Origin of the sequence: Rhizobium sp. TH2 (assembly GCF_024707525.1) — a bacterium.
Taxonomy (GTDB): domain Bacteria; phylum Pseudomonadota; class Alphaproteobacteria; order Rhizobiales; family Rhizobiaceae; genus Rhizobium_E.
In genome coordinates this window covers 3040161-3055320 of the sequence record NZ_CP062231.1, presented here as the reverse complement: position 1 = coordinate 3055320, position 15160 = coordinate 3040161, and the positions used below count along the sequence as shown (strand labels likewise).

The 15160-nt window shown below is 61.0% G+C and carries 17 protein-coding genes; 13 read left to right on the top strand and 4 right to left on the bottom strand.

Translation table 11 applies throughout. The features are described 5' to 3' along the window. Position 1 precedes the first annotated feature (1 nt). The 5 genes from IHQ71_RS15145 to IHQ71_RS15125 all read left to right on the top strand — a co-directional run bounded on the left by IHQ71_RS15145 (position 2) and on the right by IHQ71_RS15125 (position 4937). A complete protein-coding gene (locus tag IHQ71_RS15145; RefSeq protein WP_258157293.1) occupies positions 2-1138 on the top strand; it encodes a mandelate racemase/muconate lactonizing enzyme family protein in 1137 nt (378 codons plus the stop codon). Position 1139: 1 nt separating this feature from the next. Further along, positions 1140-2021: an amidohydrolase family protein gene (locus IHQ71_RS15140; protein WP_308737842.1), complete on the top strand. Its 882-nt coding sequence runs from the start codon at positions 1140-1142 to the stop codon at positions 2019-2021. 51 nt (positions 2022-2072) lie between these two features. Further along, positions 2073-3047, top strand: coding sequence for a TRAP transporter substrate-binding protein (locus IHQ71_RS15135; protein WP_258157292.1), 975 nt, complete (start codon positions 2073-2075; stop codon positions 3045-3047). Between the two features lie 87 nt (positions 3048-3134). Beyond that, a complete protein-coding gene (locus tag IHQ71_RS15130; RefSeq protein ID WP_258157291.1) occupies positions 3135-3656 on the top strand; it encodes a TRAP transporter small permease in 522 nt (173 codons plus the stop codon). Further along, a complete protein-coding gene (locus IHQ71_RS15125; protein ID WP_258157290.1) occupies positions 3657-4937 on the top strand; it encodes a TRAP transporter large permease in 1281 nt (426 codons plus the stop codon). Positions 4938-4978: 41 nt separating this feature from the next. On the opposite strand, the gene IHQ71_RS15120 is transcribed toward IHQ71_RS15125, so the two are convergent. Beyond that, the gene (locus IHQ71_RS15120) at positions 4979-5683 is read right to left on the bottom strand and encodes an SDR family oxidoreductase (protein ID WP_258157289.1); all 705 of its coding nucleotides are present in this window, start codon (positions 5681-5683) and stop codon (positions 4979-4981) included. A gap of 94 nt (positions 5684-5777) precedes the next feature. On the opposite strand from IHQ71_RS15120, the gene IHQ71_RS15115 reads away from it, so the two are divergent. Further along, positions 5778-6566 carry a pyrroline-5-carboxylate reductase gene (locus IHQ71_RS15115; protein WP_258157288.1) on the top strand — a complete coding sequence of 263 codons (789 nt, stop codon included), beginning with the start codon at positions 5778-5780 and terminating at the stop codon, positions 6564-6566. 56 nt (positions 6567-6622) lie between these two features. After that, positions 6623-7069: a thiol-disulfide oxidoreductase DCC family protein gene (locus IHQ71_RS15110; RefSeq protein ID WP_258157287.1), complete on the top strand. Its 447-nt coding sequence runs from the start codon at positions 6623-6625 to the stop codon at positions 7067-7069. Positions 7070-7125: 56 nt separating this feature from the next. Here the strand turns inward: IHQ71_RS15110 and hppD are convergent, their stop codons facing one another. Next, positions 7126-8241 carry a 4-hydroxyphenylpyruvate dioxygenase gene (gene hppD, locus IHQ71_RS15105; protein WP_258157286.1) on the bottom strand — a complete coding sequence of 372 codons (1116 nt, stop codon included), beginning with the start codon at positions 8239-8241 and terminating at the stop codon, positions 7126-7128. A 126-nt stretch (positions 8242-8367) separates the two neighbouring features. Between hppD and IHQ71_RS15100 the strand changes: the two genes are divergently transcribed. Next, complete coding sequence (locus tag IHQ71_RS15100) at positions 8368-8841, top strand: Lrp/AsnC family transcriptional regulator (protein ID WP_258157285.1); 474 nt, start codon at positions 8368-8370, stop codon at positions 8839-8841. Here IHQ71_RS15100 and IHQ71_RS15095 read toward each other — a convergent pair. Further along, positions 8838-9290, bottom strand: a complete 453-nt coding sequence (locus IHQ71_RS15095; protein ID WP_258157284.1) for a MarR family winged helix-turn-helix transcriptional regulator — start codon at positions 9288-9290, stop codon at positions 8838-8840. The two genes, IHQ71_RS15100 and IHQ71_RS15095, sit on opposite strands and share 4 nt — an antisense overlap. 76 nt (positions 9291-9366) lie before the next feature. Here IHQ71_RS15095 and hmgA point away from each other — a divergent pair, with 76 nt between their 5' ends. The 5 genes from hmgA (at position 9367) to IHQ71_RS15070 (ending at position 14551) form a co-directional block, all read left to right on the top strand. Next, positions 9367-10728 (top strand): homogentisate 1,2-dioxygenase, encoded by a 1362-nt coding sequence (gene hmgA / locus IHQ71_RS15090; RefSeq protein ID WP_258157283.1) that lies wholly within the window; start codon positions 9367-9369, stop codon positions 10726-10728. 43 nt (positions 10729-10771) lie between these two features. Continuing rightward, complete coding sequence (locus tag IHQ71_RS15085) at positions 10772-11797, top strand: fumarylacetoacetate hydrolase family protein (protein WP_258157282.1); 1026 nt, start codon at positions 10772-10774, stop codon at positions 11795-11797. Continuing rightward, positions 11794-12435 carry a maleylacetoacetate isomerase gene (maiA, locus tag IHQ71_RS15080; RefSeq protein WP_258157281.1) on the top strand — a complete coding sequence of 214 codons (642 nt, stop codon included), beginning with the start codon at positions 11794-11796 and terminating at the stop codon, positions 12433-12435. Before IHQ71_RS15085 ends, maiA begins: the two co-directional genes overlap by 4 nt. A 69-nt stretch (positions 12436-12504) precedes the next feature. After that, on the top strand, positions 12505-14283 hold the full coding sequence (gene treZ, locus IHQ71_RS15075; RefSeq protein WP_258157280.1) for a malto-oligosyltrehalose trehalohydrolase: 1779 nt from the start codon (positions 12505-12507) through the stop codon (positions 14281-14283). Between the two features lie 70 nt (positions 14284-14353). Beyond that, positions 14354-14551 (top strand): hypothetical protein, encoded by a 198-nt coding sequence (locus IHQ71_RS15070; protein ID WP_258162846.1) that lies wholly within the window; start codon positions 14354-14356, stop codon positions 14549-14551. Between the two features lies 1 nt (position 14552). Here the strand turns inward: IHQ71_RS15070 and IHQ71_RS15065 are convergent, their stop codons facing one another. Beyond that, entirely contained in the window at positions 14553-15113 is a 561-nt protein-coding gene (locus IHQ71_RS15065) for a cysteine hydrolase family protein (RefSeq protein WP_374990028.1), read from the bottom strand. Positions 15114-15160 lie beyond the last annotated feature (47 nt).

The window sequence follows — 15160 nt, the reverse complement described above, 5'->3', positions numbered from 1 at the left end:
GATGAAAATCGCCGCAGTCCGGACCCATCTCCTCGAACATCGGCTGAGTGTGCCGTTCGAAAGCGCATCCATGCGCTTTGATCGCCGCGCCCATGTGCTGGTCGAGATCGAGTGCGATGACGGCACGGTCGGCTGGGGCGAGTGCCTGGGGCCTGCACGGCCAAATGCGGCGGTGGTCGGGGCCTACAGGAACTGGCTGATCGGCGAAAACCCGCTCGAAAACGAGAAAATCTGGGCGCGGCTTTACAATGCCCTGCGCGACCAGGGCCAGCGGGGCCTGACGCTAACCGCGCTGTCGGGCATCGACATCGCGCTCTGGGACATCAAGGGCAAGCATTTCGGCGCGTCGATCTCGACGCTGCTCGGTGGCCGCTTTCGCGAAAGCATCCGGGCCTACGCTACCGGCAGCTTCAAACGCGACGGCGTCGACCGGGTCGAGGACAATGCTCTTGAAACGGCGCGTTACTGCGCCGAGGGTTTTCACGCCTGCAAGATCAAGATCGGCTTCGGTGTCGAGGAAGACCTCCGCGTCGCACGCGCAGTCCGCGAGGCGATCGGTCCGGATATGCGGCTGATGATCGATGCCAATCACGGCTACGACGTCATCGAGGCAGTGCGTTTCGGAAGGGCTGCGGCCGAGCTCGGCATCGACTGGTTCGAGGAGCCGGCGGTACCGGAGCAACTCGGCGCCTATCGTGAGATCAAGGCGTCGCAGCCGATCCCGGTCGCGGGCGGCGAGACCTGGCATAGCCGCTGGGGCATGAAGGAACCGCTGGAAACACGCGCGGTCGATATCATCCAGCCAGATCTCTGCGGCGTGGGCGGCTTCACCGAGGCCAAGCGCGTTGCCGATATGGCTGCCCTTCACGGCATTCGCCTCGTGCCGCATGTCTGGGGCACGGCGGTGCATCTGGCCGCCGCATTGCAGTTCATGGCGGCCATGGTGCCCAACCCGGTGCGCGTCAATCCCGTCGAGCCGATCCTGGAATTCGATCGCACGGACAACCCCTTCCGGCAGGCGGTGGTCAAATCGCCGATCGAGCATACGAACGGGGTGGTCCAAATTCCCAATGGGCCGGGGCTTGGCATTGAGATCAACCGCGATGCGCTCGCCGAATTCCGCATGAAGGACGATTGAGATGATCGTCCGAACCGTCACCGGCCATCCTCCCAAGACAAAGCTGCCGCGCGGTGCGGTCGATGCGCAGATGCATATGTATCTGCCCGGTTTTCCTGCCCAACCCGGTGGCCCGGACCTGCCGGCCGGCGCCTTACCGGATGCCGGGCAATATCGGAGCGTCATGTGCTGGCTGGGTATAGATCGGGTCATCGTCACCCAGGGCAACGCGCATCAGCGCGACAATTCCAATCTTGTGGCCTGCCTTGGCGAAATGGGCGATGTCGGGCGCGGCGTGGGCGTCATCGACAGCACGACAAGCGATGCGGAGCTGGACCGGCTCTCCCATCGCGGTGTGGTCGGTGCGCGTATCATGGATCTGCCCGGAGGTGCAGTTGGCCTGAGCGAACTTGAGGCGATCGATGCCAAGGCTGCGGCGCGTGGCTGGATGATTGCCGTGCAGTTCGACGGCACGAAAATACTAGAGCATGAAGCGCGGCTGCGAGGGATCAAGTCCCGCTGGGTGTTCGACCATCACGGCAAGTTCTTTGGGGGTGTGGCGCCGGACGGTCCCGAAGTCGCGGCGGTCAAGCGGTTGATCGACACCGGCAACTGCTGGTTCAAGTTCGCCGGCGCTTACGAATCCTCGAAATCGGGCGGTCTGACCTACGAGGATGTCGGCGCCGTCTCGCGAGCAATCGCCTCGCACGCACGCGAGCGGATCGTCTGGGGCACCAACTGGCCCCACAATCTGGCGCGCATAACGGCGGACTATCCCGACGATGCCGCGCTGACGGACACGATACTCGATTGGCTGCTGGATGATCGCGCGCGCCATCTGGCGCTGGTCGAAAATCCCGAGAAGCTGTTTGGACTACCCCCGTTCGGGGGCGTGGAAGACTGAGTGCATGCTCCGGGGCGGGAGACCCCGGCAAATTTCAACAAGGAGGAGACTATGAGAATTCTACCCGCATTTTCCCTGGCATTCGGTTTAACGCTCGCCGCCGGCGCCGTCTCGGCCCAGGAGATCACCCTTCGCTCGGCCGATATCCATCCGGATGGCTATCCGACGGTCGAAGCGGTCAAATTCATGGGCCAGCTCGTTTCCGAGCGCACCAATGGCCGCATCAAGATCGAAGTCATGAACAATGCCGTTCTCGGCAATGAGAAGGACACGATCGAGCAGACGCGCTTCGGCGTCATCGACATGAACCGCGTCAACGCCGCGCCGTTCAACAACCTCGTGGCGGAAACCACGGTTCTCGGCCTGCCGTTCCTGTTCCGCTCGACCGAGCATATGCATCATACGGTCGATGGGCCGATCGGCGGTGAAGTGCTGGCAGCCTTCGAACCGCATGGCCTTATCGGCCTCACCTTCTATGACTCCGGCGCGCGGTCCTTCTACACGACCAAGAAGCCGGTCGAGAAACTGGCCGACCTCAAGGGCATGAAGATCCGCGTCCAGCAGTCCGACCTCTGGATCGCCATGATGGAAGCCTTCGGCGCCAACCCGACGCCGATGCCGATGGGCGAAGTCTATTCGTCGCTGGAGACCGGCGTGGTCGATGGCGCGGAGAACAACTGGCCATCCTATGAATCGGCCCGCCACTACGAGATCGCGAAGAACTACACTCTGACCCAGCATTCGCTGAACCCGGAAATCCTGGTTATCTCCAAGATCTCCTGGGACAAGCTCTCGCCCGACGACCAGAAGATCCTGAGGCAGGCCGCCAAGGAATCGACGATCAAGATGCGCGAGCTCTGGGTCGCCCGTGAAAAGGCATCCGAGGAAAAGGTCCGCGCTGCCGGTAACAAGATCATCGAGGTCGACAAGAAGGAATTCTCCGACGCGATGAAGCCGGTCTATGACAAGTTCGTCACCGATCCCAAGCAGAAGGACCTGCTGGCACGCGTGCAGGCGGTACAATAAAAATCTGACATGAGAGCCGGTCCACTGGGACCGGCTCTTTTCGCTCCCGCGCAACTCGCGGGCAGGACGTCTGGAGGAATTTTCGACATGCGGCAATTCATGCTGGCCATACGGCCCGGGCTGACATGGCTCAGCCTAGTCTCGCTCTATATCGCCGGGATCGGCATGGTGTTGATGACCGTGGTCATCGGCTGGCAGGTTTTCGCCCGCTATGTGCTCAACAACACGCCAAGCTGGTCCGAGCCGCTGTCGCTCTTCCTCATGCTCTGGTTCATCCTGCTCGGCGCGGCCGTCGGGGTGCGCGAAAGCGTCCATCTCGGGCTCGATATCGTCCGCTACGCCATGCCGCCTTCGATCCAGAAGCTGATGGACCTGGTGAGCCTCGGGCTGATCGTGCTCTTCGGCATGGCCATGGCCTTTTACTCGACGCTGCTCGCGGCCGGAACCTGGTCGGCGACCATTCCCGTGCTCGGCTGGCCGGGCGGGGTGGATTTCATTCCGATGATCGCAGGTGGTGTGATGATCACGATTTTTGCGTTCGAGCGCTTCGTCGATGTGGCGCTCGATGAACAGATTGCAGCTGACGTGATCGTGCAGGAAGTGGCGTAAATGGCTTATCTTATTCTCTTCGGTGCCTTCACCCTTCTGATGCTGATCGGCATGCCGATCGCGTTTTGCCTCGGCATCGCCTCGGTCGCCACGGTGCTCTATATGGGCCTGCCGCCGATCGTCGTCTTCCAGCAGATGAATTCCGGCATGAATGTCTTCGCCATGATGGCGATCCCGTTCTTCATCTTCGCGGGCGACCTGATGGTGCGCGGCGGCATTGCCGAGCGGCTGATACGCTTTGCGGCCGGCCTTGTCGGCCACATGCGCGGCGGCCTTGGCCAGGTCAATGTCGTGGCATCGACGCTGTTCGGCGGCATTTCCGGCTCTGCCGTCGCCGATGCCTCGGCCGTCGGCGGCTTGATGATCCCCCAGATGGCGGCGCGCGGATATGACCGCAGCTATGCGGTCAACGTCACGGTCAATGCGGCGATCATCGCGCTGATGATCCCGCCATCGCACAACATGATCCTTTATTCGATCGCGGCGGGCGGCACGGTGTCGGTGGCGGATCTGTTCACGGCCGGTATCGTTCCCGGCCTGCTGCTGGCGGCGGCCTTGATGGTAACCGCCTATATCGTCGCGCGCCGGCGCGGTTATCCGTCGGAGCCGTTTCCGGGCTTCAGCAAGCTCGGCTATTATCTTCTGGTTTCCGTGCCCGGGTTGCTGCTGATCGCGATCATCTTCGGCGGCGTCCGCTCCGGAGTCTTCACCGCGACCGAAAGCTCATGTATCGCGGTGCTCTACGCGCTGGTGGTGGCGCTCTTCGTCTATCGCGAACTGAACTGGAGCGGCTTTGTCGAGGCGGTGCTACAGGCAGTGCGCACGACGGCGATGGTGCTGCTCGTCATCGGCACGGCGGCCTCCTTCGGCTGGCTTATGGCCTTCCTGCAAGTGCAGCAATATATTGTCGCCGCCATCGGCTCGGTCTCGGAAAATCCGATCATCGTGCTGCTGATGATCAACGTGATCCTGCTGCTGCTCGGCACTTTCATGGATATGGCGCCGATGGTGATCATCGCGACCCCGGTCCTGCTCCCGGTGGTCAAGGCGTTCGGCATCGATCCCGTCCATTTCGGCGTGATCATGATCCTGAATGCCGGTATCGGTCTCAACACGCCGCCGGTCGGCACCGTGCTCTTCGTCGGCTGCGCGGTCGGCAAGATCACGATTCGCGAGGCGATGAAGACGATCTGGCCATTCTTCGGCGCCAGCGTCGCGGTGCTGCTGCTGGTGACCTACATCCCGGCGCTGTCGCTCTGGCTGCCGGCTGCGTTCAAGTAAGAGAAAATTGCGGGGCGCCGGTGGCGCCCCGATTGCTTTCGTCACACGTGGCGAGTGAGGCCGCCATCGACCTTGATGTTCTGACCGGTGATGTAGCCCGCGCCATCTGAGGCGAGGAAGGCGATCGTCGCTGCGATCTCCTCGCTGGTGCCGTAGCGTCCCATCGGCACGCTATCGCGCCTTGCATCGGTCGCTGGCAGGCTATCGATCCAGCCGGGCAGCACGTTGTTGATCCGCACATTGTGCTTGGCATAGGTGTCGGCGAAAATCTTGGTGTAGGAGGCGAGGCCGGCGCGGAATACGGCCGAGGTCGGGAACATCTCCGAGGGTTCGAACACCCAGGCCGTCGAGATATTGATGATCGAACCGGATTTCTGCGCCTGCATGATGGGTGCCACCAACCGTACCGGCCGGATCACATTCATCAGGTAGACTTCCATTCCCTTGTGCCAGTCCTCGTCTGATATCTCAATGATCTGGGCGCGCGGACCATGGCCGGCGCTGTTGACGAGGACGTCGATGCGACCCCATTTTTCCATCGTGGCATCGACCAGACGCTTCAGGTCATCATTCGACTGGTTGGAGCCGGTCACGCCGAGGCCGCCGAGTTCCTTGGCGAGCGCCTCGCCCTTGCCGGATGACGACAGGATGGCGACCTGATAGCCGTCGGCTGCGAGCCTCTTGGCCGCTGCTGCCCCCATGCCGCTGCCTCCAGCGGTGACGATTGCGACTTTGCCTGACGACATGAGCATTTCCTTTCATTGCATGATTGATTCATCCGGCCGATATTGGCATGCCGGAGCCATCAGGCGGAAGCTGGTAAAGCATAAAGGACATGACATGGTGGATTTGACAGGCAAGCGTCTCGGCTTCGTGGGCACAGGCGATATTGTCGAGGCTGTGATAACTGGCATCTGCAAGACCGACCTCGGCAATATGCCGATCGTCGTTTCGCCGCGCAATGCGACGATTGCCGGGCGTCTGGCCGAAAAGCATGGCAATGTCAGCATCGGCGCCGATAATCAGGATGTGCTGGATCGATCCGATATCGTCGTGCTCGCGGTGTTGCCGCAGATCATCGAGGAAGTGACGAAGGCGCTGAAGTTTCGGCCGGATCATCACGTCATCAGCTTCGCCGCCGCGACGTCGCTTGAGAACCTGAAAGAATGGATCGGCCAGCCGGTGTCGCTCAGCCAGGCGATCCCGCTGCCTTTCGTGGCAGGGCTGAATGGCGCTACGGCCGTCCATCCGCGGGATGAGATCTCGGCTGCGATCTTCTCGCGGCTGGGCAAGGCGGTCGAGGTGGACAACAAGCACGAGTATGATGCGCTTGCCGCTGCCGGTGCCGTCATGGGCACCTATTTCGGCATGCTTGATACGCTGACCGTTTGGCTGGAACGTCAAGGACTGCCCTATGAGAAGGGCGGCGCCTATCTCGGCCAGCTTTTCGCAGGTCTCGGGCAGGCTGCGGGCGACACGGGCGGCAAGCGGTTCGGCGAATTGCGAGACGGATATTCCACCAAGGGCGGGTTGAATGAACAGGTGCATCGCGATTTCGCCCGCGAAGGCGGCAATGTCGCACTGGAGAAGGCGCTCGATGCGGTGTTCAAGCGCATAGCCGGTGGGTGAGGGCGCTGGCACCACGACGGCCGGACACCTATATGTTAGGCATGCGAGGCAGTTCGATGGAAGACTATAGCTACCGCCGAGATCCTGAAGTGCCGTCGTTTCAGGACGACAGACCGATTATCATCTTCGACGGGCAATGCGTATTCTGTTCGGGCTGGGTGAAGTTCGCGCTGAAGCGGGACAAGCGCAAGGCTTATCGTTTCATGACCGCGCAATCCGCTATGGGTGCCGCACTCTATCGCCACTACGGGCTTGATGATCGTGACTATGAAACGAATATGCTGCTCATGAACGGGCGGCCCTATTTCCGTTCGGAAGGCTCGATCCTCATGGTGGCAGGGCTCGGTTTTCCCTGGTCGTTGCTGAAAATTTTCGGCCTCGTGCCGCGCGGTTTGCTGGACCGCTTCTATGAGTTCATCGCCCGAAACCGTTTCCGCCTGGCTGGCCGGATGGAGACTTGCTACGTGCCGACGCCGGAAGATCGCGCCCGCTTCATCGCCTGAATTATCCGGAGCGGGCCTGGCTGGCAGGCGCCGCTCCGGTTTCCCCGCTGGTTATCCTATTCCGCCGCTTCGGCCGGCTTGATCACGCCGCGCCGGATCTGATCTTCCTCGATAGACTCGAAGAGCGCGCGGAAATTGCCCTCGCCAAAGCCTTCGTCGCCCTTGCGCTGGATGAACTCGAAGAAGATCGGGCCGATCACGGTCTTGGAGAAAATCTGCAGCAGGATCTTGGTCGTGCCGCCATTCACCACGCCCTCGCCATCGATGAGGATGCCGTGCTGCTTCATGCGATCGATCGGCTCGTCATGGCCGTTCACCCGGCCGCGCGACCGTTCGTAATAGGTATCCGGCGGGCCGGGCATGAATTTCAGGCCATTGGCGGCAAGGCGATCGGTGGCGTCGTAGATGCCATCGCTGCCGACGGCGATGTGCTGGATGCCTTCGCCCTTGTACTTCTTGAGGAATTCCTCGATCTGGCTGGTCTCATCCTTCGACTCGTTGAGCGGGATGCGGATCTTGCCGCAGGGCGAGGTGATCGCCCGGCTCGTCAGGCCGGTGATGCGGCCGTCGATGTCGAAGAAATGGATCTGCTTGAAGCCGAACAGGTCACGGTAAAAATCCCACCATTTGTCCATGTTGCCCCGGAATACGTTGTGGGTAAGGTGGTCGAGGTAGTAGAAGCCGACGCCGGCCGGCCGGGGATCGGCTTCGCCGACCCAATTGAATTCGGTCTCATAAGCCGAGCCCTTCGCGCCATAGCGCTCGACGAAATAGAGCAACGAGCCGCCGATGCCTGATATGGCGGGAACGTCCAAAGCCTTGTCATCGCCGGTGTAAGGCGTGGCGCCCTTCGAGACGGCGTGCTCGAACGCGTATTTTGCATCGACCACGCGCCAGGCCATCGACGGCGCACATGGACCATGGGCATCGACAAAGCGCATGGCATGGCTGCCGGGCTCGGCATTCAGCACATAATTGATGTCGCCCTGGCGCCAGACGGTGATGTTCTTGGTCTTGTGCCTGGCGACGGCGGAATAGCCCATACGGGTGAAAAGCTCGCTCAGCTTTTCCGGCTCGGGATGAGCAAATTCGACGAATTCGAAGCCGTCGGTACCGGCCGGGTTGTCGGCTGAAATCTCTGCCGGCGGTGCGTCGTGCGGAAAGGGGCCCATCGTTTTCTCCTCGTCTCAAATGGTAATGCGCATGATGCCACGTCAGCGGCGCAATGTGCTTGCATTCGGACGTCATTGGCGCCAATCTATGCGTGAAACGTGCATGGATTGGAGGATTTTTGCGTGATGACGCAACTCGATGGATTCGATCTCAAGATTCTTCACGCACTGCAGGCTGACGGCAGGCTCACGAATATCGAACTCTCGGAGCGGATTGCGCTGTCTGCATCGCAGTGCTCGCGCCGGCGGGCGCGGCTGGAAGCGGAAGGTGTGATCAGCGGCTACCGGGCGAGCCTCGATCCGGCGAAGATCGGGCTCGGCCTGCTGGTGGTGATCTCGGTGACGCTCGCCACCCACAACAGGGATAATGCGCGGCGGTTCGCCCAGTTGGTGAATTCATTGCCCGAAGTGCTCGAGGCCTTCGCGCTCACTGGCGAGATGGACTACCACCTCAAGATCGCGGCGCGGGACCTGAATGGCCTCTCGGAATTCGTCAACGACGTACTACTGCCCCACGAATCGGTTCAGCATGTGAAGACTTCGATCGTGCTCAATACGCTGAAGCGTGACGGCGCGCTGCCGCTGCCCGAAATCCGTTAACCCGGCAGCTTGCCCTGGCGGATGGCCGACTCTACGGAATCCAATCCGTCTTCGAATGATTTCAATCCCTTGCGGCCAAGTATTGCAGTAAGTTGAGACTGATAGGCACGGGCGTGTTCGGCGAGATCCTCATAGGCCTTGCGACCGTGTGGAGTGAGTTCGATATGCTCGACGCGGCGGTCGTTCTCAGCTTCCGTCCGCTTGATCCAGCGGCGCTCCTCGAGCGCACTGATCGCGCGGCTGACCTTGGTCTTGTGCATGCTGGAATGCGCGCCGATCGCCGTTGCCGTCATGCGGCCAACGGCGCCGAGGGCCGCGAGCGTCCGCCATTCCGGGCGCGTCATGTCGTAGCGCGATTTATAGATGCGTGAAAAACTCAGGCTGACGGCCTCGGCTGCACGGTTTAGCCGATAGGGCAGGAAGTGTTCAAGTTCGAATTGATCGGCCATAGCGCCTTGATAGTTACATTTTCAACAGTTACCGATGTAACCAATATCACGCAATCCTGCAATGGGAGGAACCGTCATGGACGTCGGCACCGAGGGATATTCCGCCATAACCGCACAGACCAGCAACCAGCCCGCCTATATGCCGGGCTTCGGCAACGACTTCGAGACCGAGTCGCTGCAGGGTGCGCTGCCGCAGGGCCAGAACAGTCCGCAGAAATGCAATTACGGCCTCTATGCCGAGCAGCTTTCGGGCTCGCCGTTCACCGCGCCGCGTGGGACCAACGAGCGCTCGTGGCTCTATCGCATCCGGCCGAGCGTTCGGCATACACGGCGCTTTTCGAATGCCAGCTATCCCCAGTGGAAATCCGCGCCATGTCTGGATGATCACTCACTTCCGCTCGGTCAATTGCGCTGGGGCCCAACCCCCATGCCGTCAGAGCCGACGAACTTTCTCCAGGGCATGCGCACGATGACGGCCGCCGGCGACGTCATGACCCAGGTCGGCATGGCCGCACACGTCTATGTCCTCAACGACGACATGGTGGACGACTATTTCTTCGATGCCGATGGTGAGCTGTTGATCGTGCCGCAGGTCGGGGCGATCCGGGTTTTCACCGAGATGGGCATCATGGATGTCGAGCCGCTGGAAATCTGCCTCGTGCCGCGCGGCATGATGTTCAAGGTCAGCCGGCTCGGCGAAGGCGACGGCTGGCGCGGCTATATCTGCGAGAATTATGGCGCCAAGTTCACCATGCCGGATCGCGGTCCGATCGGCGCCAATTGTCTTGCCAATCCGCGCGACTTCAAGACGCCGGTCGCCGCCTACGAGGACAAGGAAACGCCGTGCCGCGTGCATGTGAAATGGTGCGGCAAGTTCTATGTCACCGAGATCGGCCACTCGCCGCTCGATGTCGTCGCCTGGCACGGCAACTACACGCCGTTCAAATACGATCTCAGGACATTTTCGCCCGTCGGCGCGATCCTGTTCGACCATCCGGATCCCTCGATTTTCACGGTCCTGACCGCGCCGACCGAAGAGGCGGGGACGGCGAATGTCGATTTCGTCATCTTCCCGCCGCGATGGCTGGTGGCGGAACATACGTTCCGACCGCCCTGGTACCATCGCAACATCATGAGCGAATTCATGGGCCTGATCCATGGCCAGTACGACGCCAAGGAAGAAGGGTTCGTGCCGGGCGGTGTCAGCCTGCACAACATGATGCTGCCGCATGGACCGGACGCGTCAGGATTCGAGAAGGCATCGAATTCCGAACTCAAGCCGGTCAAGCTCGATCATACGATGGCTTTCATGTTCGAGACCCGCTACCCTCAGCAATTGACCCGGTATGCGGCCGAACTGGAGACGCTGCAGGACGACTATCTCGAGTGCTGGGATGGGCTCGAAAGGAAATTCGACGGGACGCCCGGCATCAAGTAGGCTTGTATCCGGGAGAAGAATCAAAACGGGAGGCAGACGGCTCATGAAATTGGCGACACTGAAGGATTCCACGCGCGACGGCCGGCTGGTGGTCGTGTCCAAGGATCTGACGCTCTGCTCGGAAGTCGGGCATATCGCGCGCACGCTGCAGGCGGCACTCGACGACTGGGCCCATGTCGGTCCACGTCTGGAGCGAGTCGCCGAGGGGCTGGAGATTGGTTCGCAGCCATCGATGCGCTTTCATGAGCATGATGCATCGTCGCCTTTGCCGCGCGCCTATCAATGGGCGGATGGTTCGGCCTATGTCAATCACGTCGAGCTGGTTCGAAAGGCGCGCGATGGCGAGATGCCGGAGAGCTTCTGGACCGATCCGCTGATGTACCAGGGAGGCTCCGACAGCTTCATCGGCCCGCGCGACCCCATCGTCGCGGCCGACGAGGGCTACGGCATCGACATGGAAGGCGAGGTGGCGGTGATCGTCGATGACGTGCCGATGGGTGCCACGCCGGAACAGGCGCGCGACGCGATCCGGCTGGTCATGCTGGTCAATGATGTGTCGCTTAGGCATTTGGTGCCGAATGAACTCGCCAAGGGTTTTGGTTTTTTCCAATCGAAGCCCGCCTCCGCCTTCTCGCCTGCGGCGGTCACGCCCGACGAACTGGGTGACGCCTGGAAAGACGGCAAGCTGCATCTGCCGCTGCTGGTCAGCTGCAACGGCAAGGCATTCGGCAAGGCCAATGCCGGCGTGGACATGATCTTCGATTTCGGCCAGCTCATTGCGCATGCCGCGAAGACCCGCAGCCTTTCGGCCGGATCGATCATCGGCTCGGGCACAGTGTCCAACAAGCGCGACGGCGGCCACGGCAAATCGATCGCCGATGGCGGCGACGGATATTCCTGCATCGCTGAAATCCGCACCATCGAGAAGATCGAAACCGGGGCGGCAAAGACGCCGTTCCTGAAATTCGGCGACACCGTCCGCATCGAGATGAAGGACCGCACGGGCCACTCGATATTCGGTGCGATCGAGCAGACGGTCACCGAAGCGGGCGGGTCCGCTGCCGCATGAGCGAGGTCGTCCTCCACGACTACTGGCGGTCGTCCGCCAGTTATCGGGTGCGCATCGCTCTCAATGCGGTCGGGCTGAAACATGAGTCCGTGCCGGTCGATATCCTGAAGGGCGAGCATAGGCAGGGCGCCTATCTCGATCTCAACCCGCAGGGTCTTCTCCCGACGCTGGAGCTTGATGGGCAGAAAATGACCCAATCGCTGGCGATCATCGAGTATCTCGCCGAGATGCATCCAGAGGCGCATATCCTGCCTGCCGATCCGCTCGGCCGGCATCGTGTCCGCGCGCTGTCCTATGCTATCGCGATGGACATCCATCCGATCTGCAACAGCCACGTGGCCGCGCATGTCGTCGAGCTGACCGGCCGGGACGAGGCGCGGCCGGAATGGATGCGGCGGTTCATCGGGCAGGGGCTAAAGGCTTTCGAGGCGATGCTCGATGATCCCGCGACAGGTGCGTTCTGCCATGCAGATTCACCTGGAATGGCCGATTTCTGCCTCGTGCCGCAGGTCTACAACGCCGAACGCTGGGGGGCGGATGTGTCGGGCTGCAAACGGTTGCTTGAAATCGCCGAGCGCTGCCGGGCGCTTCCCGCCTTTGCCGCAGCGCATCCCGATGCCGTGCGGCCCGCGGATTAACCGAAGAAAATTTGGAACGTTCACGCGGTTTCTCTCGTTCGATCAGGTGATCAGCAGCGAGGGCGAGCGTTGGCATTCTACAGCTTTGGACCGGTCCTCGGCGATCATTCCACGACATTCCGGCTTTGGGCGCCGAAGCAGGGTCGCATCGACATCCTGATTGAAGGTCGCAGCCCTGAGCCGATGCGCCGCGACGAAAACGGCTGGCACATCCTTGATCTCGCCGATGCCGGCGCGGGAACACGATACTGTTTTGTCCTCGAGGACGAAACCGAGGTGCCCGATCCTGCCTCGCGCTATCAGCCGAACGATATCCACGGCCCATCCGTGGTCATCGATGCCAAGGCATATCAATGGAAAAGCCCCGATTGGGCGGGCCGTCCATGGGCCGAGACGGTGATCTACGAACTGCATATGGGGACGTTCACCGAGGCGGGCACATTCGGGGCGGCGATCGAAAAGCTCGATCATCTCAACGAACTTGGCATCACCGCAATCCAGATCATGCCGCTCGCGGATTTTCGTGGGAGCCGGAATTGGGGCTATGATGGCGTGCTGCCCTATGCGCCGGATTCGAGCTACGGCCATCCCGAAGACCTGCGCGCATTGATCGACGAAGCGCATCTGCGGTCGATGTCGGTGTTTCTCGATGTCGTCTATAATCACCTCGGCCCGGACGGAAACTATCTTCCGCTCTATGCGCCGATTTTCACTGAACGGCACCGCAGCCCATGGGGCGCTGGCATCAATTTCGATGGGGATGGTTCGCGCGCCGTACGGGATTTCTTCATCGAGAATGCGCTCTACTGGCTCCATGAATTCAGATTTGACGGCCTGCGCTTCGATGCGGTCCACGCCATCACGGACGATAGCGACGAACACATCATGCATGAGATATCGCGCCGTATCCGGGAGGAAACCAACGGCCGGCATATCCATCTGATCCTCGAGAACGAGGAGAACGAGGCATCCCTGCTCGAGCGTGCCCCGCAAGGAAAGCCGAAGCATTTCACCGCCCAATGGAACGATGACATGCATCACGTGCTGCACGTGGCGGCCACTGGCGAACACATCGGCTATTATGCGGACTATGCCGGTGACTTGAAAAAGCTGGCGCTGGCGCTGGCCGAGGGCTTCGTCTACCAGGGCGAAGTGATGCCCTTCCGTGGGACGCCACGCGGCGCCGCGAGCGCGCATCTGCCGCCGACGGCTTTCATCGCCTTCATCCAGAACCATGACCAGATCGGCAATCGGGCCTATGGCGACCGGTTATCCGCTTCGATCGACTCCATCCGGCTGCGGGCGCTTGCGGCGATCTATCTGCTTGCTCCGCAGATCCCCATGCTTTTCATGGGCGAGGAATGGGGGGCGCTGGAGCCCTTTCCCTTCTTCTGCGACTTCGATGACGAACTCAATGCCGCCGTGCGCGAAGGTCGGAAGAGCGAGCTTGCGCGCATGCCGGGTTTTGCGGGCGATGCCGACGATGCCCCCGATCCGACCCAACTGGAGACATTCCTGTCGGCAAAGCTTCGCTGGGAAAAGCGCGACACGCCTGCAGGCACCGCACGGCTGGCATTCTACAAATCCCTGCTTGAGCTTCGCTGTATCCATGTTCAGCCCTTGCTGGACACGCTCGGAACTCGCCCTGCGGCATATGAGGTCGGCGAGGGCGTCGTCCGTGTCACCTGGTTTGCCGAGGGTGAGCGCAGGCTGACGCTGATGGCAAATTTCGGCGATAGAGACGTGCAAATGGATGTGCCGCCGAAGGCCAACGTCTTCTACCCCCGAGGTGACGTTTCCGTATCGTGGATGTCGCCTTGGACGATGATCTGGTTCACCGAGCCCTGACGCGTGCGGCATGGAACCATCCGGATTTGCCGTCATTTCTTTTATGACCGAAAGGAGACAAATCATGGCAATCAACAGTCCCAAGAACGGCGCCCCCGGAACCACCGAACAGTCACCGCGGTGGGAAGGACCTGAAAGCACCAGACCGCGCGGCTATCTGCCCGCCAAGGATGATCCGGAGCATGACCGCGACGCGGCCGGCGAAAATCTCCGCGATCCTCGCAAGCGCAATGTCTCGGATGCGTTCAAGACCAGGGAAGATCAATAGTTCATCCGCCGGCCGGCATGGTCGCCTGAGACAGAAACTCGTCCGTCGTCACGACGGACAACTGCACGGAAAACCGGTTTCGCAGGAGCGTGAGCGACGCTTCGTGGGTTTCGTCCGCGCTGCCGCAGACGGCGTCTTCCAGCAGAATGACATCGTAGCCATGGTCGATCGCTCCCAGCACCGTGGCGAGCACGCAGACATCCGTTTCTCCCCCGCTGATGACGAGTTGGGTCACGTGCTCTGCGGTCAGTCGCTGATGAAGATGTCCGCCGTGCCAAGGCGAATAGGTGAACTTGTCGAAGATGCGGGCAGGCGGCACGAATTGCTTGAGGGGGGCTATCAGATCTATGAGTTCCGGCGGCAAGTATTCACCTGTCATCATCCGCCATTTCTTGTAGTAATCCTGCCATTTGCCGGGCAGATCGCTGGCGTGGTTTGGTGGCACGAATCTCGTGAATATGGTGGAATTGGCAAAACGTCCGGCGATTTCCGAGACCTGCGGTGAGACCCGATCCATCCATTCGACGTGCCAAGGTGTCTTCTCAGCGAAGAGACGTTGCATGTCGATGCAAATATGACGCCAGTTCTGCAATTGCGCGGCCCTCCATT